This is a genomic window from Psychrobacillus sp. BL-248-WT-3, assembly GCF_012843435.1.
Lineage (GTDB): Bacteria > Bacillota > Bacilli > Bacillales_A > Planococcaceae > Psychrobacillus.
In genome coordinates, this window is sequence record NZ_JABAFC010000014.1 from 23,043 (window position 1) to 45,399 (window position 22,357).

At 36.2% G+C, this 22,357-nt stretch carries 19 protein-coding genes, 1 pseudogene and 1 riboswitch; of the genes and pseudogenes, 6 read left to right on the forward strand and 14 right to left on the reverse strand.

Annotated features, from left to right (window positions below):
- Positions 1 to 51: 51 nt before the first annotated feature.
- Positions 52 to 98: riboswitch (PreQ1 riboswitch) on the reverse strand.
- A 306-nt stretch (positions 99 to 404) separates the two neighbouring features.
- Positions 405 to 2,138: a methyl-accepting chemotaxis protein gene (locus HF876_RS09310; protein WP_169359795.1), complete on the forward strand. Its 1,734-nt coding sequence runs from the start codon at positions 405 to 407 to the stop codon at positions 2,136 to 2,138.
- 162 nt (positions 2,139 to 2,300) lie between these two features.
- Here the strand turns inward: HF876_RS09310 and ahpF are convergent, their stop codons facing one another.
- Both ahpF and ahpC read right to left on the reverse strand, forming a co-directional pair.
- Entirely contained in the window at positions 2,301 to 3,854 is a 1,554-nt protein-coding gene (gene ahpF, locus HF876_RS09315; RefSeq protein WP_169359837.1) for an alkyl hydroperoxide reductase subunit F, read from the reverse strand.
- Positions 3,855 to 4,097: 243 nt separating this feature from the next.
- Positions 4,098 to 4,661 (reverse strand): alkyl hydroperoxide reductase subunit C, encoded by a 564-nt coding sequence (gene ahpC, locus HF876_RS09320; protein ID WP_169359796.1) that lies wholly within the window; start codon positions 4,659 to 4,661, stop codon positions 4,098 to 4,100.
- 370 nt (positions 4,662 to 5,031) lie between these two features.
- On the opposite strand from ahpC, the gene HF876_RS09325 reads away from it, so the two are divergent.
- The 3 genes from HF876_RS09325 (at position 5,032) to HF876_RS09335 (ending at position 7,379) form a co-directional block, all read left to right on the forward strand.
- Positions 5,032 to 5,661 carry a TetR/AcrR family transcriptional regulator gene (locus tag HF876_RS09325; protein WP_169359797.1) on the forward strand — a complete coding sequence of 210 codons (630 nt, stop codon included), beginning with the start codon at positions 5,032 to 5,034 and terminating at the stop codon, positions 5,659 to 5,661.
- A gap of 107 nt (positions 5,662 to 5,768) precedes the next feature.
- A complete protein-coding gene (locus HF876_RS09330) occupies positions 5,769 to 6,503 on the forward strand; it encodes a glucose 1-dehydrogenase (protein ID WP_169359798.1) in 735 nt (244 codons plus the stop codon).
- 414 nt (positions 6,504 to 6,917) lie between these two features.
- The gene (locus HF876_RS09335) at positions 6,918 to 7,379 is read left to right on the forward strand and encodes a staygreen family protein (RefSeq protein ID WP_169359838.1); all 462 of its coding nucleotides are present in this window, start codon (positions 6,918 to 6,920) and stop codon (positions 7,377 to 7,379) included.
- A 589-nt stretch (positions 7,380 to 7,968) separates the two neighbouring features.
- On the opposite strand, the gene HF876_RS09340 is transcribed toward HF876_RS09335, so the two are convergent.
- Together HF876_RS09340 and HF876_RS09345 are read right to left on the reverse strand one after the other, a co-directional pair.
- Positions 7,969 to 9,033, reverse strand: a complete 1,065-nt coding sequence (locus HF876_RS09340; protein ID WP_169359799.1) for an ATP-binding protein — start codon at positions 9,031 to 9,033, stop codon at positions 7,969 to 7,971.
- On the reverse strand, positions 9,011 to 9,715 hold the full coding sequence (locus tag HF876_RS09345; RefSeq protein WP_169359800.1) for a response regulator transcription factor: 705 nt from the start codon (positions 9,713 to 9,715) through the stop codon (positions 9,011 to 9,013). The genes HF876_RS09340 and HF876_RS09345 overlap by 23 nt, the downstream gene beginning before the upstream one ends.
- A gap of 236 nt (positions 9,716 to 9,951) precedes the next feature.
- Between HF876_RS09345 and HF876_RS09350 the strand changes: the two genes are divergently transcribed.
- Together HF876_RS09350 and HF876_RS09355 are read left to right on the forward strand one after the other, a co-directional pair.
- Positions 9,952 to 10,158 (forward strand): hypothetical protein, encoded by a 207-nt coding sequence (locus tag HF876_RS09350; protein WP_169359801.1) that lies wholly within the window; start codon positions 9,952 to 9,954, stop codon positions 10,156 to 10,158.
- Positions 10,159 to 10,197: 39 nt separating this feature from the next.
- A pseudogene (locus HF876_RS09355) lies at positions 10,198 to 10,875 on the forward strand (DJ-1/PfpI family protein); the annotation flags it as partial.
- A 130-nt stretch (positions 10,876 to 11,005) separates the two neighbouring features.
- Here HF876_RS09355 and rlmH read toward each other — a convergent pair.
- The 10 genes from rlmH to HF876_RS09405 form a co-directional block, all read right to left on the reverse strand.
- Positions 11,006 to 11,485, reverse strand: a complete 480-nt coding sequence (gene rlmH, locus HF876_RS09360; protein WP_169359802.1) for a 23S rRNA (pseudouridine(1915)-N(3))-methyltransferase RlmH — start codon at positions 11,483 to 11,485, stop codon at positions 11,006 to 11,008.
- 69 nt (positions 11,486 to 11,554) lie between these two features.
- Complete coding sequence (locus tag HF876_RS09365) at positions 11,555 to 11,740, reverse strand: CxxH/CxxC protein (RefSeq protein WP_169359803.1); 186 nt, start codon at positions 11,738 to 11,740, stop codon at positions 11,555 to 11,557.
- A 167-nt stretch (positions 11,741 to 11,907) separates the two neighbouring features.
- Positions 11,908 to 13,128, reverse strand: coding sequence for a S1C family serine protease (locus HF876_RS09370; protein WP_169359804.1), 1,221 nt, complete (start codon positions 13,126 to 13,128; stop codon positions 11,908 to 11,910).
- A 132-nt stretch (positions 13,129 to 13,260) separates the two neighbouring features.
- Positions 13,261 to 14,049, reverse strand: a complete 789-nt coding sequence (locus HF876_RS09375; protein WP_169359840.1) for an MBL fold metallo-hydrolase — start codon at positions 14,047 to 14,049, stop codon at positions 13,261 to 13,263.
- 12 nt (positions 14,050 to 14,061) lie between these two features.
- Entirely contained in the window at positions 14,062 to 14,868 is an 807-nt protein-coding gene (locus HF876_RS09380) for a two-component system regulatory protein YycI (protein WP_169359805.1), read from the reverse strand.
- Positions 14,855 to 16,210, reverse strand: a complete 1,356-nt coding sequence (locus HF876_RS09385) for a YycH family regulatory protein (RefSeq protein ID WP_169359806.1) — start codon at positions 16,208 to 16,210, stop codon at positions 14,855 to 14,857. The genes HF876_RS09380 and HF876_RS09385 overlap by 14 nt, the downstream gene beginning before the upstream one ends.
- Entirely contained in the window at positions 16,207 to 18,024 is a 1,818-nt protein-coding gene (gene walK, locus HF876_RS09390; RefSeq protein WP_169359807.1) for a cell wall metabolism sensor histidine kinase WalK, read from the reverse strand. Before walK ends, HF876_RS09385 begins: the two co-directional genes overlap by 4 nt.
- 4 nt (positions 18,025 to 18,028) lie before the next feature.
- On the reverse strand, positions 18,029 to 18,733 hold the full coding sequence (yycF, locus tag HF876_RS09395) for a response regulator YycF (RefSeq protein ID WP_169359808.1): 705 nt from the start codon (positions 18,731 to 18,733) through the stop codon (positions 18,029 to 18,031).
- Between the two features lie 253 nt (positions 18,734 to 18,986).
- Positions 18,987 to 20,462, reverse strand: a complete 1,476-nt coding sequence (locus HF876_RS09400) for a M23 family metallopeptidase (protein WP_169359809.1) — start codon at positions 20,460 to 20,462, stop codon at positions 18,987 to 18,989.
- A gap of 551 nt (positions 20,463 to 21,013) precedes the next feature.
- The gene (locus HF876_RS09405) at positions 21,014 to 22,300 is read right to left on the reverse strand and encodes an adenylosuccinate synthase (RefSeq protein WP_169359810.1); all 1,287 of its coding nucleotides are present in this window, start codon (positions 22,298 to 22,300) and stop codon (positions 21,014 to 21,016) included.
- Between the last annotated feature and the right edge of the window lie 57 nt (positions 22,301 to 22,357).

Genomic DNA, 22,357 nt, shown 5'->3' on the forward strand with positions numbered 1-22,357 from the left:
GGATTAAAACAAAAAAGCCATGTCCAGTTATGGACATGGCATGTTCGTCATGTATCCATAGTTTTTTATAGAGGGTATCTGCTATGAACCTCTCCTGAAAAATTTCAGGTATTTATCTAAAAAAATAATATAATACATGGAGATAAATGTCAAATTGAATTATTAATGTATTACTCTGTTCCTTACTATGAAGGTTTCATAATAGTTTAGCCCCTTCAATGAAATAATTGGTAATCTTTTATTTTCTAAAATCAATTATTATGGTAGAATTACTTTTTGTGAATGAAAGGTAATACAAAAGTTATAACAATGACCATTTTATAGGACTTTAACAAGGATAAAAGTCATCTATAAGTATAACGACGATTTGCCGAAGGATAAAAATTAAAAAGGGGCTCCTCATTATGATAAGAAGTTTTAAAATGTCTATTAAAACCAAAATCTCTACTATAATTACTATAGTAGTTGCAACCAATATTCTACTAGGTTTAATGGGTTTATTTAATCTACAAAATGTCCAATCTTCGTTAGAAGAGAGCTTGGAGAGTAGGTCTAAAAATTTGAATTTATTGCGAACAGTTGGAATCGACTTTCATCAAATGTATATAGCTGAAAAAAATCTCTATTTATATGAACCAAGTACTAGTGCCTTTAAAGATCAATTAGAAGAATATAATGGTCAAAAGGTAGATATCGAAGAAAGATTTTCAGAGTATTACTCAAATATTATTAATCTCCCAAACGAAAAAAAACTAGCGCAAGCGCATGAAGATATGAAAGAAGAATACTTTACAATCTCGAATGAAGTTGTTCAGTTACTATCCTCTTCCAATCCTTCCGACCGTGAACAAGGTATGTTGTTATCTCAAAATGAAGGATATATAAAATTTGATGCAGCAGAAGAATCCTTAGATGTAATTGGTGATTTATATTTCGATAATAACGAAATCATGTTAAAAGAAGTAAAAGAAAAGTATTCTCTTCTCTTTACAGTTACATGCATTGTAATCTTACTTTGTTTAATAGTTAGTTCGTTACTAGGTCTATTAGTTATTCGTTCTATCAATCGTCCGATTCAAACATTAAGAAATAGTGTTAAAAAGGTAGCTGAAGGCGATTTAACAGTAAATATTAAATCATTTGCAAATGATGAATTAGGGGAATTATCGAAGGATTTTAATTTAATGACTGAACAAACGAAACAATTAATATCAACCGTCAGAAATACAGTAGAACACCTTAGTGATTCTTCCCATCAACTTAGTTTAATCTCAGATGAAACTAGTGTAACTGGTGAAAAAATAAGCAAAGAAATTGTGGAAATTGCTGAGGGAGTGACAAAACAAAAAGTCTTAACAGAAGCAACCGATCAAAAAACCTTGGAACTTTCAAATGTTATAAATAAATTAAATGAAAAAAACATACAAATGGATGAGCTATCAGCAAATGCTAAGGTTGTTCTTCAACGGGGGGTAGGAAAGCTCAAAGACTTACAAGAAAAAACAGAAATATCAATAAACAGTACCGATGAAGTTGTTAAAGTGGTACATGTACTTGCGGAAAATATGAAAAAAATCGGATATATTGTTCAAACATTAAATGAAATTTCTAGTCAAACTAACTTACTTGCACTTAATGCAAGTATTGAGGCAGCGAGAGCTGGTGAATACGGTGTTGGTTTTGCTGTTGTTGCAGCTGAGGTACAAAAATTAGCAGCACAATCGGCAACTGCCTCCAAACAAATCGAAGACACGATCATGACGATTGAGAACGATACAGTTAAAACGCTCGATTTAATGAATCAAACCGCTCATATTAACAGTGAGCAAGGCATTATTATGGGGGAAACAGGTAAAGCATTTAATACGCTAAATGACGCCATTAGTCACATTCTGCATTCGCTTACTGAAATTAATGGGGAGATTTTGAATGCCAATCTTATTAAGGAAGACGTTGTAAAAGCTATTTCAGAAATATCAGATGTTGCTAATGAGGTTTCACTAAAAACAGAGTTAATAAATGCTTCTGTTGATCATCAGTACGAGGCTTTTATAAACCTACAAGAATCGGCTGAGATGTTAAATGGGCTAAGTGAAAAAGTAAATGAGATGATTCAAAGTTTCCATATTGAAGACTAAGATGCTTGATAAGTGCTCAATGCTCTCTAAAGGAACAACGAAATGAAATCATTAATATATAAAAAGAAACCAACTCATATAAAACAAAGTTGGTTTCTTTTTTTAAAATAATCTTGATACTGCTTTTGTATTCTTTATAACTAGGACTAGATTAGTAAGATATTAACCATTAACTAGTTGAGGCGTCGTGTTACGTATCAAATAATCAAATGATCCAAGTGCAGCGGTTGCCCCTGAACCCATTGAAATGATGATTTGCTTGTATACTGTGTCCGTACAGTCACCTGCTGCGAATACACCAGGCATGCTTGTCGCACCATGCTTATTAATAATGATTTCATTATTTTGATTTAAATCAATTATACCTTTTAAAAATTCTGTGTTCGGTAGTAGACCAATTTGTACGAAAACTCCTTGTAGCTCAATATGCTCTTCTTTTCCAGACACAACATCCAAATAAGTTAACCCGTTCACTTTATCTGTACCTGTAATTTCTTGTGTTAAGGCATTTGTTAAAACCGTTACATTAGATAGACTATGTAAACGCTCTTGTAATACTGTATCAGCCTTTAGCTCTGTATTTCGTTGTAATAGGTAAACATGATTCACAATTCCCGCTAAGTCAATTGCTGCTTCAACTCCAGAGTTTCCACCGCCAACTACTGCCACATCTTTCCCTTTGAAGATAGGACCATCACAATGCGGACAATATGCTACGCCTTTATTTTTAAATTCTTGCTCGCCCGGTACACCTAATTGACGGTAGCGTGCCCCTGTTGAAAGAATAACTGTTTTTCCTTTCAATACTGCACCGTTTTCTAAAGTTACTTCTACCATCTCGTTACGAGCAATACTTGTAACTCGTTGGGATTTCATAATATCTACATTGTAATCCGCTACATGTGCCTCTAGGCTTGAAACAAATTGTGGACCTTCTGTAGCTCTGGTACCAATAATGTTCTCAATAGCCAATGTGTCATTTACTTGGCCACCAAAGCGCTCCGCTACAATTCCTGTGCGAATACCTTTACGAGCAGAATAGATTGCGGCTGAGGCACCTGCCGGACCGCCACCAACTACTAATACATCGAACGGTTCAACATCTCCAAATTCAGAGCCGTCAGACGCTTCTCCAAGCTTGTTTAAAATATCCTCAAGCTCCATACGCCCTCCACTAAAGTTCTCACCGTTCATATAAACTGTTGGTACGGCCATAATGTCACGTTCTTTAATTTCGTCTTGGAACGTGCCACCCTCTACCATTGTGTTAGAGATATTTGGATTTAACACAGACATAATATTCAATGCTTGCACAACGTCTGGACAATTGTGACAAGTCAGGCTCACGTACGTTTCAAATTTCATAGGTTTCTTGATTGCTTGAATACGTTTAATCACTGACTCGTCTACCTTTGGAGCACGACCAGAAACCTGCAATAAGGCTAAGACTAATGATGTAAATTCATGGCCAAGCGGTAAGCCTGCGAATGTTACACCTGTTTCTTCCCCTACCTTATTAATACTAAAGCTAGGAGTACGCTCTAGTAATGCATGTTGTACAGTAATTAGCGGAGACATATTTTCTAACTCCGTTACAAGATCAAGCATATCATTGGATACCTTATCATCGCTTACGCTTACTTTGATAACTATCTCACCTTCTAATAATGCTAAATACTGTTGTAACTGAGCTTTCAAGTTTGCATCTAATAGCATAAACTTCGCTGTCGCTGACATGTAGAATTATTATAGTCAGAAAATTATATAACTATCATTAAATAATAAATCTATATGTTATCCTCAACGAGCAGCCCCTCACCTCTATTCATAATTTTTTAATACGCTTATTTCTTTTTTCTTTATAATCCTAATAAAAAATAGCGACAAGGCTGTCTGAAAATAATTTCATAACAGGCACTTGCCGCTTAAATCTCGCTCTAGTTTATATAGCTTAGAAACTTAGATTTTACCAACTAGGTCTAAGCTTGGAGTTAAAGTTTCGCCGCCTTCTTGCCATTTAGCTGGGCAAACTTCGCCTGGATTGTTGCGAACATATTGAGCTGCTTTTATTTTGTTTACTAACGTAGATGCATCACGACCGATACCACCAGCGTTAATTTCATAAGCTTGTACAATACCTTCTGGGTCAAGGATGAAAGTACCGCGCTCTGCTAAGCCATCTTCTTCATTTAATACATCGAATGCTTTAGAAATTGTGTGGGATGGATCACCAATCATTATGTATTCGATCTTGCCGATAGTATCGGAAGTATCATGCCAAGCTTTATGTGTGAAGTGAGTGTCTGTCGATACAGAGTAAACTTCAACTCCTAAAGATTTTAATGTTGCATATTCATTTTGTAAGTCTTCTAGCTCTGTAGGACATACGAAAGTGAAATCTGCAGGATAGAAGCATACTACCGACCATTTACCTTTGAAGTTTTCAGAAGATACGTCGATAAATTCACCTTGTTGAAATGCTTTTGCAGTGAATGGTGCAATTTCTTTACCTATTAATGCCATGATTTATAGCCTCCTATGTATTATTTATTATTTCTCATAAGTATTAAAATTATCTTATAATAATTCTAATGTATAGTTTTATTATTCTATACATTTAGTTCTCAGTCAACCATTAAGGTATGAAAATAGTTGTTATCCAATACTCTGTTAATAATGTCCATAAAGAAGGTCTTTAACTTTATCGTAAACTCATGTCCCAAATATACAAAAAATTAGACCATTGGACTAACTATAGATTCCGTCTTCGCAAATTTTCTTAAACGATCTTATCTTGTTGCCTATTTCAATTAAGCAGCTTCGATATGAAAATAAGATGATACGATAAAGCATGTTACAATCATTGTATGAAGAATAGCTGGAGTGATTAAATTTGAGTAAACGAGAACAACAAAAGCAACAACGCCGTGAAAATATTATCAAGATTGCAACGGAGTTATTTTTGGAGCAAGGTATACAAACTATACAAATGCAAGATATCGCAACTGCTGCTGGCGTTGGAATAGCAACGTTATTCCGTTATTTTCCTAAAAAAGAGTATTTAGTGATAGCTGCTACAAATGCTATTACGGATAAAATGGCTACAGATGTAGGGGAGATTGTGGAGCAAACAATCCCTGCATATGAAAAAATAGAGCAGATTTTAGATTATTATATAAATGTAACGAAGGATCCACAGCTACGTTTAGCGAAGTTTTTTGAGTCATTTGATTTATATGAAAAAATAGCGGAGGAATCACCTGATCAATATGCAGAATACTTATCTGCACGCAGCAAATTGGCAGGTATTTTATTAACAGTAGGTGATCAGGGCAAGCAAGATGGTAGTTTAAGATCTGATGCCGATTTGCAAGTATTTATGATGACGATGGTTCAAAATTTTAGTATATTCGCTTATAAATCAAGGCTGACAAAGCATGATGCCTATCTTTCGTCGTTACTTACTGCAGAAAAACAATTATTAATGATGAAGGATGTTTTTTTACGTTACATCCGACCATAATAAGTAACGGACTTAGGAATTGACATTTTGACAGTTAAGTTGTTTACTAGTAAGTATAAAAGTGATAGTCAACTATCACTTTATATGAAACTTAGGAGGCCATTTACATGAGTCGTTTATCAGGTAAAGTTGCAATTATTACAGGAGCTGCGCAAGGTATGGGTGCAGCACATGCAAAATTATTCGTTGAGCACGGTGCAAAAGTCATTTTAACAGATTTAAATGAGGAAAAAGGAAATGCATTTGCAGCTGAGTTAGGTGAGAATGCTCTTTTTGTAAAACAAAACGTAACATCTGAAGAGGATTGGGCTACCGTTATTGCAAAAGCAGAAGAAGCTTTTGGTCCAGTAAACATTTTAGTAAACAATGCCGGTATTACAATGGCTAAAAATATGCTTGATATTACAGTAGAAGAATACCGTCGTATCGTGGATATTAACCAAGTTTCTGTTTTCTTAGGGATGAAAACAGTAGCAGCTTCCATGATGAAAGCTGGTGGCGGTTCCATCGTCAACATTTCTTCTATGAACGGCTTAGTTGCTGGGGCTGTTGGTTACACTGACACTAAATTTGCCGTACGTGGTATGACAAAAGCAGCTGCAATTAACTTAGCTCCAATGGGCATTCGCGTAAACTCTGTACATCCAGGTGTAATCGCTACACCAATGGTTGTGCAAGAAGATACAAAAGCAGCGGTTGAAGAATTCGCTAAACACATTCCTTTAAAACGCGTTGCACAGCCAGAAGAAGTATCTAATATGGTACTATTCTTAGCTTCGGACGAGTCTAGCTATTCCACAGGTTCAGAATTTGTAATCGATGGCGGATTAACTGCACAATAAGATTTTAAAAGGTCGATTTTCTATTAATGTAGAAAATCGACCTTTTTTTTATTTAATTTTCATTCCCAGTTCACCCTGCGATGAGATCAATGTCTTTATCTCGGTATTTAACTCTAGCCATTTTTTCACCCCTAGGTATTGTGAAAAAAACCTGAATTATGTCATTCTATCCAATTTACCAACTTACTCATTATTTTATGAAGAACTACTAAGTAACAGTAGCTTAACAAAATTAGGACGCTTTTGAGGTTTATTGCAAAATTTATTAACATTGGAAGGGATAACTTGACCTATTTGGTCTCCGCTATCCTTTTTACTTCTGCTCCTCCAATTAAAATCATTACACCTGTGTCTTTTAACCAACCTCAAACTAAAAAATAGCATATTGGTAAAAAAACGATTGGAGTTGGTGGCATTAGTAAGTTAAATCCAGATAAACTCACTGTTGAATATCGAGATGGTGTTTCAGCTACAGGACCCATCATTTCCAGAAGTCACACACTGACTCACTCTGATTTCACTGGAGAATTATTCTTAACAATTGGAACACAATTTGCATGGGATAAAATTAATACTGAAATGAGAGACGAAGTACTAGGCGTTTGGAAAACACAAGGAAATAGTTTAAATTACAACGTATATCTATATCTAGATAAAGAAAATCACGACTTAAGTGCAGCAACAAAGCGGAATGAAGTTTTTAGGCGCGAATTACCACTTGCATTAACAACCATTCGATATGGCGATAGGTTTTTATTTGACCTATACCCAAGTTTAGATTATGCCTTAATAATCGTTAACTTTATGTCCATTTATCCGTCATTATTTAAACAGGAGGTTTGGGGTACCTTTAGCAATTACTCCATAACACTATAAACAAATAACTTGAATACCTACCGACCTTAATATGGAAGCTTCATACAACTCGTTTACGTTTAAACCACCAAAACATGTTGGATCAATATTTTTGGTGGTTCTCTTATTAAATAAGTGCGATTTGTATAAATCGAATGTGGCCTCATTTTTATGTATTCTATACACAGAATACATAATTAGTAACGATATCACGGATTGCTATGCTATATTATATAAGTAATAAACAACTCTCGTTGACACCGAATAATGGTAACTTTAGATTAGGCAAATTAGCATTATTGGGTGCCAAACCCATTAGAGTTCTTCAGGAACAAAGAATTCTACCGCAGCATCTCCTTGTGAGATGCTGCTTTTTTGTTTCTTAATTTTGAATAGGGATTTCCCATTTCAAGAGGAATTTATATTCCTTTAATGACTGGTATACTAATACTGTTAAATTGTTACCAGCTAGAATATTGCGACAATATCGTTCTAGTTTGTTCTTTTAGAAATAATATACTTCTCCCTATCACAAATTCAGTCTAGATATTGAAAAAATTTCTTAAGTTTAGTGAACGGTCTATCCTTCAAACATTAAGAGCACTGATAATTAAGTATCCAAGGGTATACAGCCTTTTAAGTATGCTCCACCTTTTGGGTGATTTCCTACAACTAGGTCCCCGCCATGCTGTTTAATAATTCGCTGAGAAATAGTTAATCCTAATCCGGCTCCTCCAGTTGAGCGATTTCTTGATGCTTCCCCTCGATATAGCGGTTCAAAAACTCTTTGCAGATCCTCTTCAGAGAACCCCTCCCCTGTATCTTGTATCGTAAAGATCACAAAGGTTTCATTTCTATTGCAATTGATATAAATTTCACCATTTCTAGGTGTATGTCTGACCGCATTATCTATTAAGTTATTCAATGCTCGCTCTAATAAGTGTGAATCGCCCTTAATATTACAATCACTTGTCAAATTATTTACAATGATAGAGATATCCTTTTGCTCAGCCCGAGGGCTTAAGCTTTCAATCGATTTCTTGAGAACAAGTATCAGATCAACCCTATTTTCACCACGTACCATTTCTTGGTACTCTGTCTTCGCAAACGTGAAAAGCTCCTCTACAAGTCGGTCCAACTGTGCTGACTTCTCCTTACAAACTGCCAAATACTTTGCTTTCTTTTCAGGCGAATCAGCAATACCTTGCTCTAGGCCGTCTAAATAACCCCGTAAGGCAAATAACGGTGTCCGTAAATCATGCGCAACAGCAGCAATCACAAACCTCCGTTCATCTTCCAATTCAACTTGTTTATCAAAAGATTTTTTTAAACTATCGACCATTACATTAAACCCATCATGGACTTCAGCAATTTCTGAAATCTTTGAAGAAGGGATTTGGATATCCAAATCTCCATCTGCAATTTGGCGAGCACAGAGGCTCATTTTCTCTAAAGGGAGGAGAATATATCTTCGCATTGTATAGGCCACAATCAAAAAGGCCAATAGTAGACCCGTAATTCCCGCAACTATTTGTGTAATTTTTGACTTGGTCGGAATTCCAAGATTGAATGACTTTGTTTCAAGAAAATGCCCACCTACATAAAATATCCACGGGAAAATAAGTATAATTAATAAACTAAGAATGGTAAATTTACGAATGCGAATAGTTTTCACTTTTTTCTCCTTTGAAGCGATAACCTATACCCCATACGTTAACTATAAATTGGGGATTATTCGGATCAGCTTCAATTTTCTCCCGAAGTCGGCTTAGATGGACACGAATAGTATGTTTATCACCAATCCCTTCCCAAAATTTTCCGAGTAATTGATCATATGAAAAAACATATTTTGGATGTTCCGCGAACAGTTGCAGCAAATCATACTCTTTCGGAGTCAGTGATATGGATTGCCCATCTATAAATACTTCTCTTGTGGACAAATCCAATAAGAGACGTCCATAATCTAAGACCTTTCTGAATTCTTGCTTAGAACTGGATCGCCTTAATACAGCCTTTACTCTTGCAACAATCTCTCCCGGCGAAGCAGTTTTGACTATATAATCGTCTCCTCCAAGTGCTAATCCACGAATTTTATCTACGTCATCACTCAGAGCACTTAAAAATAGAATTGGCACATTACTTTCCATACGGATCTGCCGACATAACTCAAAACCATTTTGACCCGGCATCATGATATCTAGGACGAGGCAATCAATTGTACTTTGTTTCAGGGCGACGAGTGCCCAATTAGTGTCATAAGCCGTTTTCACATAAAAGCCTTCATTTTCTAAGAAATCTCTCAATAGTTCAACAATGCTAATGTCATCGTCAACGACTAAAACCGTATATCTTTCCATTACGAAAATTCCACCTTTCCTCAGACGACTCCCATAGATACCAACTAACAAAATTAAAATATAGTTTTAGTTTATCACTTTTACATTAAAGAATAAGTTTTCCGATGGATTGTGATGATTTTGTGATTGTTTCATACCCTCTTTTGAGACATTCAAAGGTTATTCTTTCATTGTGGAGCTATCATCATCTATTTGAAATACTCCACACTTTAACTATATTAAGGGAGGATTTACAAATGGGTATTGAAGATCAAACTTTCTCATTCTTTCCATTCGGTGCTTTGTTTTGCCTTACACTATTCTGTATTGTAGCGGTTCGCATATACGCAATACGCTGTCGTTATATGCATTCCAAGCAAATTGACCGTCTTAAAGACCTTGTAATTGAGGGGGACCTAACTGAGTCGGAATATCAACGACTGAAAAATTTACTTACAAAGTAAAGACATTATCGAATAAAAATCATTTTAAATGGAGGTAATATTCTGTATATCCAAATTGTATTGTTTGATGGATTTGATTTATTAGACGTTATTGCACCTTATGAAGTGTTTACTGCTGCAGCGATGTACGCAAATGAAGACATCACCGTTCAACTCGTTTCTCCTGAAGGGGAACGAATGGTACCAAGCGGGGTAAATCACTTACCTATTCAAGCTAGCGGTAAACTTGATATAAACAGTAAAGGAATTATTCTTATTCCAGGAGCATTTAGTTCGGTTCACGAGGATGGACCAGATTCGAGCCCAGCTAAATTACAACAAGCAACGGAAACAGAGTTAAGTAATTTACTCATTGAAGCTATTAAGAAACCAGATCTATTGCTTTCAGCAGTTTGCGGTGGTTCTCTCATTTTAGCAATGGGTGGATTGTTAGAAGACCGGCATGCTGTTACCCACCACATGGGGATGGGGCTTTTAAGTACTACAAATGCGATTCCGGTTAATGCTAGAATTGTAGATGATGGTAATATTGTTACTGGCGGTGGCGTTACTTCGGGACTCGATGTTGCCCTTTACCTAGTTGAGCGAGAATTAGGTCCCCGTATAGCACACGCAGTGGAGCAACTGTTAGAGTATGAACGCAGGGGTACGGTTTGGAGAGCAGAGGGAGATGTACCGAGAGAAAATCAACAAAAAAATATAATTAAACCGACAAGTAATGAGGCCTTAACTGAATAAATTTTATAACACGTAGCGTTAAGATGGAAATTCAACAAATCCTTAATTAAAATAACCACCTAAAACGCTGATAAATTAACGTTCTAGGTGGTTATTTTAAAAACCTCATCTATTTATGATACGGTTCACCCTTCATAATTCGAAATGCTCGGTAAATCTGCTCCACTAAAACGAGCTTCATAAGCTGGTGTGGTAGAGTCATTTTGGAAAAGGATAACTTTTCGTCGCTTCGCTTCATAACTTCTTCATGCAATCCTAGAGAACCACCTATTACAAAAGCTATTTTGCTTCTTCCATAAGTCATTAACGACTCGATATCTGCAGCAAGCTGTTCAGAGGTTTTCATCTTTCCTTCGATAGCTAAAGCGATGACATATGTGTCTGCACCGATTTTTGCTAGGATACGGTCTCCTTCCTTCTTCTTTACGATTTCCATGTCTGCCTCGCTCAGATTCTCAGGAGCTTTTTCATCTGCTACTTCGACAAGATCTATTTTTGCATAGCTTCCCAGTCTCTTTGTATATTCTTCAATCCCCATTTTCAAGTATTTTTCCTTCAGCTTACCTACTGATATAATTTGTATATTCACAGGTTATCCACCTTTACATTTCATTTACAAACAAGTTATTAACAACACTTATCCACATATCCACAACACTTATCTACATGTTGTGTCGTCATTTTCATGAGCCACAAGATATATTGCAGAATTGTTACAATAGGTACAACTTGTGGATAACTGTTTTTCCTCATTTATTTTCTCCATCACTGGGAATGTTTTTTCCTCTGCTACAAAGATATCTAAAGCGTGATTTATATGGGTTTCGCAACTGAATATTCTCACTATTTAACTCCCTTTCTCTTTAAAATTACTTAACATAGTTATACACATTTTTTCTATTGTTATCCACAGTCTATTTTAACAAAGAAAAAACGAGTAGGAAAGACAAGCTTTTCTTTCCATACTCGTTGTGTAAAACTTTTGTTGCTACTTTTTAGTTATCCACATGTCTATAACTGAGTGGAGTCCTTTAATGTTAAAGTTAATTCGACTATTTCTCCTTGACGGTACACCTTGACGTCCAAGCTATCACCAATATCTTTTTCATTATATAGATGCTTTCTAAGATCGATGGAATTCTCCACTTTTTCTCCATCCATTTCTACGATGACATCATAGGTTTTTATACCAGCAATTGCTGCAGGTGTTCCTTCATATACTTCATCTACAACAACCCCAGTAGTAACTTCTGCAGGTAGTTTTAAAGTATCTCGTTGATGAAATGCTGGAACATTTGTTAAATCGATAAGTGTAACACCCATAGAAGGTCGAATTACTTTACCATTGACTTCTAAGTCTTCAATTATAGGCATTGCGGAGTTTACTGGAATCGCCAAGCCTATTCCTTCTATTGTTGACTCAGAGATTTTCATCGAATTGATGCCTATAAGCTGACCGGCTAAATTAATCAATGCTCCACCACTATTACCCGGGTTAATGGCCGCATCCGTTTGTAAAACTTCTGCTTGCCAATCCACAGTCCCATCTTCATTGATATCCACTGGAATAGCACGGTCCGTACCAGAAACTACACCAGTTGTAACTGAACCATAGAAGTCTAAGCCGAGAGGATTACCAATAGCAATAACTGTTTCTCCCTGCTTTAATGTATCTGAGTTTCCGATCTCTAAAACTGTTTCAATTCCTTTATCGTCTATTTCTAACACGGCTAGATCTGTCCACATGTCACTTCCGACTAATTTTGCGTCTGCTTTTACTCCATCCTTTAATGTCACTTCTAATGCTTCTGCACCTGCAATTACATGATGGTTCGTAATGATATATGCTTTTCCGCCTTCTTTTTTATAGATTACTCCTGAACCAGTGCCAGCCTCCTGCTCCGTGGAACTTTGGCTCCAGAAATTTCTTACGGATTGAATATTAGTAATACCGACTACTCCCGCCGAGGCTTTTTCTACTGCTCCGGTTACATCCGTAGTAATATCGACGCTTACTTGCTCTGTTTTAGTTGTTTTACTTGTCGTTGCTTCCCCTTCTGTTTGGGAAGGTAAATTATTTACAACAGAAGGAGTTAAAAACCAAACTAGAAGAGCTCCTACTAGGACTCCTGCTAATCCACTGAAGAAATAACCTATTACTCCTCTTTTCTTATCCTTATTTCTTACTTTTGGTGGTTCTTGTTCAGGACCATATGAATTATAGTAACCCATTGCACTCTCCCTTTCATTAAACAATATGTTCGTATGCTTACTTTACCCACTAAACATTAAAATTAAATGAAAATAATCTAAAATTAAATTAAAAAAAGCTCCAAAAGCTTTTAGGCTCCTGGAACTTTATAATTATACTAGTACTAATTCAGTTGGCTGATTTGCATCCGTGTCGTGTAAGTGAACATATTCACCTGCGATGATACCACACGATTGTAAGGTTTGGGTAACGCTCATTCTTGCTAGGTCCTTCATGTTATTATCCTTGCTAAGATGTGAGAGGTACACATTAGTTGATTTTAAATCAATTACCTCACTCATAGCTACCGCAGCATCTTCGTTAGAGACATGTCCCACGTCACTTAGTATTCGGCGTTTGACCGACCAAGGATAGCGTCCCATTTGTAGCATACTGACATCATGATTGCTTTCGAAGACAAAGGCATCTGCTCCTTTAATATGTCCCTTCATGCGATCACTTACATATCCCGTATCTGTAATTAAAACAAGCTTGCGCCCATTTTCATGAAATATATAAAACATCGGATCTGCAGCATCATGGGAGACACCAAACGATTGGATATCCATAGAGCCAAACGTTTTCACCGATTCCATATCAAAAGTGAAACGTTGATCTAAGGGCACCTTTCCAACAAGTGAATCCATTGCTCCCCATGTTTTTTCATTGGCGTATATTGGTACACCATATTTTCTAGCTAATACACCGAGCCCCTTTATATGATCACTATGCTCGTGAGTAATGAAGATACCAGAAAGATTTTTTATTTCTCTTCCAATTCCTTGAAAGAGCTCGTCCATTTTTTTGCCGCTTAGGCCTACGTCAACTAAAAAGGAATGCTTCTCGTTTTCTACGTAGATGGCGTTTCCGCTGCTCCCGCTAGCTAATACACTAAACTTCATCATCAAAACTCCTTATTCTACTGCTGATGAATCTACTTCTGTTGGTATTTCAATAATTCTTCCTTCTACCGCATTTACAAAGTGTTCATCTATAGTTCCGTCCTCACGTTCCACAAGTATTCGCCAAGTTGGTGCAAATACCTGCGTCTCGGCTTGTTGGACTAATGTAAAATAGCCCAGACTAATATCTGTAACGGTTGAATTGGCAACTAGCAAACCTTTGGAATATAGATTTGAAACTGCTTGAATAGTAGGCAATAGATTTTTAGACTCACTATAATCCTCTAAGTTATCTAGGATGGTTTGCTCATAGCTTATGAGTTCATTATTCTCATTCCAATAGACTACTAATTTAGCTTTTTGATTGTAATAGACAAGACGATCATTTACTTTTTGAAAAAAAATTGCCATACGAGCTTCCTCGTCTATTTTCCACAATCCATATGAAGAACCTTTAAATATATTATCACTGATGAGAGTTTCGATGGAATTCTCTTCGGTTATTGGTATAGGTTTTATAAATGTGCCGACTATTTGTGCATCAGGCTTAAATTCAACTGTTTGATTTTCTAATTCTTCTATTTCTTCTGGCTTAAAGTTATGAACACTACCAGAAACATAATAGGCTTCTTCCACAGTAACACTAGAAGCTTTTGACACATTAATGTTCTCTACTTTTAGACGTTCCTCTGTCGTGGTAGAGCTTAAAACTTCTATATTTTGACCTGCTGTATATCTATTCAAATATAAGGAAAACAAAAAGACATTCAAGATAGAAAAAACAATGATAAAAATAGTCTTCGTTTTATTCCAATCCATAGGTGCCACCTCCTATAGTTTCTGGAGATAGTCTTAACCATGATCCATTAACTTGATAATACCAAGAGGGCACCAAAGTAAATAAAGGTTGGTCTTCGTCTTTGGATATATAATAGCCTTGTACTAAATCCTCTATTAAAGAGACTTGTGAATTTGGGGCTAAGCTAAGTAATTCATATGCATTTTGACCGGAAGGTAACTCTAAATCAGTGGAAGTTATCGGTAGAGCATTTAACGTGTAATACGGTCTATTGTAACGATAAACTCTATTACTTCCCCAAACTTGAACTATTTCTGTAGTCAACATATCCTTACTGAATACAGGCAACCCATCAAAATACAGTTGATAATTTACTTGACTCGCATTCTTATTCATTCTACTAAATCGATAATCATCAGTCCAACCGTCATGCTCATTTACAAAGCTTAAGCTATTATATAAAAGTTCCGATGATTTACCAAGAAATTCACCTTCTGATGCTGGATGAACGTAGCTTAACCTTTTAGAAATAGGGTCTACAGTCATTAATGCGTTATCATCCGTATATTGTTCTCCTGATCCTACTGGGTTACTTCGCCGAACAACTAAACTTGGTATATTAAAAAGGGCATCTTTGAACCTATTCGTATCAATCTCTTCCACTAAATAAGTATATTGAACAACCTTTTCAGGGTTACTTGTAGTATATAAGGATAATTTGCCTTCTCTTACGATTTCTTTATATTCCAGCATAGCATTGGAAGTCTTGACCATACGCTCAGAGAAACCAAAGATATCTTCCTTCGTCACATTTGCCGTATAGATTTTATTCAAGGTGGTGCTTATGAAATACAAAGTAGCCCCTTGATCAGATTCCTTTTCCTCTACTCTTTGGTCCACACTTTTCGAGGACCAATCTATAACTAGACGATTAAAAGAAGAGTTAGGAAAGATAGGATCTAAAAACTTTAAAATCGAACTATAAGATTCTATCGGTATATCTGCTTGAAAAAACAATGTACTCGTATATGGCTTGTTGATTAATTCATTTACCTGCCCCGCATTCGTATTATTACTATACAGTTTCACCGTTTCAATCTCCCAATTTTTCATGGGATTTATAACATTATTGATATCTACGATCGAATAGGAGCCTCTTAGATTTTCGGGTTGACTAATCAGCAAACGATACGGTTTTATAACATCTTCCATCTTCTTCTTCTCTGCAATCGATATATTAACGACAGGTGGTTCAGTAGTATCATATTTTGGTGAATAGGTCCAAATCGTAAAGGTAAGTGTAAGACTAAGCAGTATTAGTAATAATAAAATAATAGATTTTACTGGTTCAATATACTTCAATCCCACTCACCTTCTTCATCCAACAGTATTTCTAAAGTAAAGAATATAGTAGTTCCATGACCTTCTTCACTTTCTGCCCAAATCTTACCTCCATGGGCTTCAATCATTTCCCGGGCAATGGCTAGGCCAAGCCCTGTCCCTCCCATTGAACGGGCTCTAGCCCGGTCTACTCGATAAAAACGATCGAAAATGCGATTTACATTTTCAGAAGGTATTCCCATACCATCATCTGATATCATCACTTGTAACCACTCATCTTTGACTGCTATGCCAAATCGAATATTCCCTCCATCTGGGGAATACTTTAACGCATTCGATATAATATTATCGATTACTTGAGTTAACTTATCTGTATCAATGTCTACATAGTACGGCGTATCTGGAAGCATACGTTGGAACGTAACATTTTGTGATTTAGACAGTTCAAAACGATCAATAATACGATTGAAAAATAGATTAAAATTAACGATTTCTCTATTCAAATCATAGTCACGACTATCCATCTTAGACAATTGTAGTAAGTCATTTACCAATCGAATCATTCGTTGGGTCTCCGTTTGCGTAACCATTAGAAATGACGGTGCTATCTCCTCATCCTTCCATGCTCCATCCGCTAGTGCCTCCAAATAACTGCTCATAGTAGTTAAAGGAGTTCGAAGTTCATGCGATACATTAGCTACAAACTCTCGACGTTCCATATCAATCTTCTCTTGCTCGGTATTGTCATGTAAAACAGCGATTAAACCATTTACGAAACCAGTTTCTTTTTGGATAACTGAAAAGTTCGCACGAAGTATATATGGTCGTTCCTGGGTACTGAAATCTAAATTCATGGATTCCTTTGAATGAATGAGATCTTCGAAGGAATGAATGCTATCAATGCCAAGCACTGAAATAATAGGCCTGTTGAGAACCATTTCTCTTGGTATGCGCAAGAGCCTTAGGGCAGGATCATTGATCAAAATAACTCTACCCTTTCGATCAGTGGCTATTACTCCATCCGTCATATTAGTTAAAACAGAGGCAAGTTTCCTACGCTCAGCTTCTGTAGTCGACTGGGATTCTTGCAGCCTATTTGTTAGATGATTAAATGCATGTGCTAACTGACCGATTTCATCATTTCCATAAACTCTTACCTTACGAGAAAAGTTGCCCTTAGACATAGCCTGTGCTTGTTTCCTCATCTCCGATATAGGTCTTGTAATCGTTTGTGCTATAAGAATACCTAGTACAATTGTGATTACAAGGGCTACTGCCGTACCCACTGCGAGGATTTGGTTTATTTCGTTCATTTGACCAAATACATTTTCAATATTCGATTCAATATAAAGAGTTCCAATTACCTCACCCTGTGAAATAATTGGCGTTACTAATATCCATACACGTTCTCCTGATTTAGAGGCGATGCTATCAAAATCTTCTTCTGCCGTGATAGATTTATGGACTAGCTCATCTAACGACTTTTGTCCAACGATTGCTTGGTTGTTCGAATCTGAGGTAGCTCGTATTTGATATTTCGCATCGATTACTCGAACTTCTTTAATATCATCAGAATTAAGACCATTCAAAATAGAACGTAAGCTTTGTTCTAATGTTTGGTCTTCTTCTACCCGTATTTTAACAAGTTCTTCTCTTGCACTAAACTCTAATACACCAACGCGATCCTTAACAGATTGTTGAAAGTTTTCTTTTAATGTATGCTCCAATCCCTTGACAAAATATAGACCAATTATTTGCATAGCTATTAAAATCAGTAAAACATAAATCAACACAATCTTTACATGAACTGATTTAAAGTAACCAACCTTATGCATCGAATTACTCCTGCTCAGGACTTCTTAAATAGTAACCAACGCCTCGTCTAGTTACAATCCAGTTTGGATGACTAGGATTATCTTCAATTTTCTCACGTAAACGTCTGATTGTAACATCTACAGTACGGACATCACCAAAATAATCATAACCCCAAACTGTTTGTAATAGATGTTCCCTTGTCATTACTTGTCCAATATGTTTAGAAAGATAATGTAAGAGTTCAAACTCACGGTGAGTCAATTCAATTGTTTCATCTCTTTTTAATACCAAATAAGCATCCGGTTGGATAGTTAGTGGACCAATAGTAATGTCATTAGTAACTACTTCATTATCTTCTTGAATGGTTTGGTGTCTTCTCATGTTAGCTTTAACTCGAGCTATTAACTCTCTTGTACTAAATGGCTTTGTTACATAATCATCTGCACCTAGCTCTAACCCTAAGACCTTATCTATCTCTGAGTCTTTAGCAGTTAGCATTATGATAGGAAAGCTAAAGCGTTTACGAATTTCTCTACAAACTTCCATTCCATCTCTGTTGGGTAACATTATGTCTAACAGCATGAGATCTGGTTGAATCTCGTCTACTTTTTTCAATGCATCATCGCCATCATATGCACAGAAAACCTGATAGCCCTCTTTTTTCAAATTAAATTGTAGTATGTCAGCAATCGGCTTTTCATCATCCACTACTAGTATTTTTTTACTCACTTGTTAAACCCCTTTCGCCCTTTTCTGCTATATTTTAATCAAATACATTACTTTAAACAATTAATATATCATTACTCTATCATTCTTTTACTCTCCTTGCATCATTAAAGAAGTGAGAAAAAATGAGGGTAGAAATTGAAAGTTTAAGGTCGAGCTTTGTCGAAATATTTCCCAGGAAATTTAATTCTTTCCTAATTCAATATTTCACAATACATAAAAAGACAGCCGGCTAGCGACTGTCTCTAACTTATATTTATTTTAACACAGATAAGGGGTCAATCGTAACTCCGTCCTTCTTCACTTCAAAATGCAAGTGAGTTCCTGTGGAGCGTCCTGTATTCCCCATAACGCCTAGTTTTGAGCCTTGTGGCACTACATCTCCCACACTTACACTAACTGAGGAGAGATGAGCATACGTCGTTTTATACCCATTTTTATGATTAACGATTACACGATTACCGTATGTACCATCCCAACCAGCAGCTTCAACTACTCCATTATCTGCAGCTTTAATATTAAATCCACTTGGTCGAGCAATATCAATACCTTCATGCTTACGTCCCCAACGGTAACCCATTTTACTAGAAATGTAGCCACCTTCTGCTGGCCATGCAAACACTCCAGAACCACGTGATGGAATCACTTTTGTTCCCTTTAATACAACATGTTCCTTAGGTTGCTCTAAAATCGTTTCATTTGAAAGTGATTGGCCAATTTCTACACCATTCTCTTGACGAATCAAATAAGTCGCCACTCGTTTTCCATCGGCACCTTCTTGCTTCACTTTTGTATCACCTTTGAACATCTCATCTGTTTCTATTACTTGTTTAGTATGAGGTACAGTTTCCTCTACCTTTTTCTCATAAACTACTTCCATATTTATAAGTGGTTTAAGTACAGTGACATTAAGCTCTTGATTTATCTGTAAGACACTTGTATCTGTAAGTCCTGGATTGATCGTTAATAATTCCGCTGAGGTTAAATTAAATTTACTTGCAATATTACCAAGTACGTCACCAGCTGAAACTTTATAGGTTTCTTGCTCTAAAGTTCCTTCTAAAAGAAGCTTAACTGCTTCATCAGCAGATACAACCTTTTCGGGTGTCACATCTACCGTAACCCCTGAGACTTCTTGTTTTAAAATTAAATCTACAATTCTAGTTTCGCCAGTTTGTAATTCGGGTAAGCTATCTGTAACACTTTTTCTAGCTTCCAATGTGGCTAGCTCTTCTTCTGTGATAAACTGAAGTTTTAATTTTTTAATAACTTCATGGTATGTTGCAATGTCTTTGACGTAGACTGCCATCTCGTCATTGACAGATAAGGCAAACGCGGTTGCTTCCACTTCTATTAAATCGTTAAGCTTTTGCAATGTTGTTTCATCGTTTGTTGAGGGAGTATAAACTTGTTCAGTAATAACCTTTAGGTTATTGCCTGCTTGTAGTTGAAGACCGTCATATTGGGAGCTACTCTCTTGCACTTTTTTATCAAAAAGCTTTTCCATTTCCGTTTTATCGGAAATAGCCCCAATATACTGACCTTCTGCATATATATGATAAATTTCTTTTAAAGCCTTATTATCCTCTTCATTAGCAAATGCCATATTAAAAGTTAGAGATGACATAAGTAATACCATTATAGTAGCTTTTTTCACTACATTTGATTTTCTGTTTGAAAGAACAGTGAAGTTTTGACCCTCTTGTTCCTCATTCTTACTATTCCAAAGCATGATAAAGCTCCTTCCAAACCTATTTAAGTTGCTAGTGCAAATTTTACACTATCTTAATTTAACATATTTGAAATAGTGAAGTGTAGGAATAGTCTATCTTGTAAAGAAAATGTATTTTTAAATCCATTATTTTCTATTTTTACATTTTAGTTGTTATATTTAATCATTTTTATAGGTTTTAATCCTATGTTTTTAAGAATTTCCTCCAGTAAATTCTTATTTATACATATTACTATTGGTGCCTCTGTTATATTTGTAATAATTTGATAAATTTCAGACACCTATAGCTTTGTATATGAAGAGAATCAAATGGATAGACATGAATATCTTGTAAATCCATTTCTAGCTATTGGCCACTTTTCCAATTATATTGTTAGACAGTTTATATATATTACTTAGACCTGGTTTCTTACAGAGAGAATAGGTCTTACATTCAGATGAATAGAAGGCAATTTACTGGGATAAATCTTTGTTTGTCGGTGAAAATTCTTAAAATTATTTCACATAAAAAGCCGCCAAGTTTTCATTGGCGGCTTTCATTTCACTTATAATTATCTCCAAACGCTTGAAATAACGTTTGTTTGTGTACGATCTGGTCCTACAGAGAAAATAGAGATAGGAACTCCTGTTAATTGAGATATGCGTTCTAAATAATGTCTTGCAGTGTCTGGTAATTCATCGAGAGATTTACACTGAGTGATATCCTCACTCCAACCTGGTAACTCCTCATATACTGGCTTACATTCGGCAAGCATACGCAGGTTTGCTGGATATTCTGTGATAAGTTCTCCTTTATATTCGTATGCTGTACAAATTTTAACTGTTTTTAATCCAGTTAAAACATCAATTGAATTCACTGTTAAATCCGTTAATCCACTTACTCTTTGCGCATGGCGAATTACCACTGTATCAAACCATCCTATACGACGTGGTCTACCTGTTGTAGTCCCATACTCTTTTCCTACTTCCCTGATTTGATTCCCTACTTCATCAAAGAGTTCAGTAGGAAATGGCCCATCTCCTACACGTGAAGTGTATGCTTTACATACTCCTACCACATGCGATATTTTTGTTGGACCTACTCCTGCTCCAATCGTTACTCCGCCAGCTACCGGGTTAGAAGAAGTGACAAAAGGATACGTTCCTTGGTCAATATCCAACATTACTCCTTGAGCTCCTTCAAAAAGTACGCGTCTGCCCTCATCTAATGCATCATTAAGTACTTTTGAGGTGTCTGTTACATACTGTTCAATTTCTTGGCCGTAACTGTAGAATTCTTCTAAAATTTCTTCTACTGTAAATCCTTCTGTTTCATAAAACTTCTCAAACATACGATTTTTTTCTTCTAGGTTATGCTCTAATTTTTCTTTAAACACTTCATAATCTAAAAGATCTGCAACACGTATACCTACACGAGCAGCCTTGTCCATATAGGCAGGACCAATTCCTTTACCTGTCGTTCCAATTTTTCTTGCTCCTCGGCGAGCTTCTTCTACTTCATCTTGCTTTATATGATATGGAAGAATGACGTGGGCACGATTAGAAATACGTAAGTTTTCAGTCGTTACACCGCGATCATGCAGCCCTTTAAGTTCTTTTACTAATGCTCTGGGGTCAACCACCATGCCATTTCCAATAACTGAAATCTTGTCCTTATAGAAAATACCGGAAGGAATGAGATGTAGCTTATAGGTCTCTCCTCCGAAAATAATTGTATGTCCTGCATTATTACCACCTTGGTAACGTGCAATTACTTCTGAGTGTTCTGATAAAAAGTCAGTAATTTTACCTTTTCCTTCGTCTCCCCATTGGGTCCCTACTACAACTACTGATGGCATTGCCAACACCTCCGTCAGACATTTCGTCCTGATTAAAAATCAGTGTAATTGTACCAA

Coding starts and splice junctions, on each gene's coding strand:
- HF876_RS09310 (WP_169359795.1), top strand. CDS start 405: ATGATAAGAAGTTTTAAAATGTCTATTAAAACCAAAATCTCTACTATA.
- ahpF (WP_169359837.1), bottom strand. CDS start 3,854: ATGCTATTAGATGCAAACTTGAAAGCTCAGTTACAACAGTATTTAGCA.
- ahpC (WP_169359796.1), bottom strand. CDS start 4,661: ATGGCATTAATAGGTAAAGAAATTGCACCATTCACTGCAAAAGCATTT.
- HF876_RS09330 (WP_169359798.1), top strand. CDS start 5,769: ATGAGTCGTTTATCAGGTAAAGTTGCAATTATTACAGGAGCTGCGCAA.
- HF876_RS09345 (WP_169359800.1), bottom strand. CDS start 9,715: ATGGAAAGATATACGGTTTTAGTCGTTGACGATGACATTAGCATTGTT.
- HF876_RS09350 (WP_169359801.1), top strand. CDS start 9,952: ATGGGTATTGAAGATCAAACTTTCTCATTCTTTCCATTCGGTGCTTTG.
- HF876_RS09370 (WP_169359804.1), bottom strand. CDS start 13,128: ATGGGTTACTATAATTCATATGGTCCTGAACAAGAACCACCAAAAGTA.
- HF876_RS09375 (WP_169359840.1), bottom strand. CDS start 14,049: ATGAAGTTTAGTGTATTAGCTAGCGGGAGCAGCGGAAACGCCATCTAC.
- HF876_RS09380 (WP_169359805.1), bottom strand. CDS start 14,868: ATGGATTGGAATAAAACGAAGACTATTTTTATCATTGTTTTTTCTATC.
- walK (WP_169359807.1), bottom strand. CDS start 18,024: ATGCATAAGGTTGGTTACTTTAAATCAGTTCATGTAAAGATTGTGTTG.
- HF876_RS09400 (WP_169359809.1), bottom strand. CDS start 20,462: ATGCTTTGGAATAGTAAGAATGAGGAACAAGAGGGTCAAAACTTCACT.
- HF876_RS09405 (WP_169359810.1), bottom strand. CDS start 22,300: ATGCCATCAGTAGTTGTAGTAGGGACCCAATGGGGAGACGAAGGAAAA.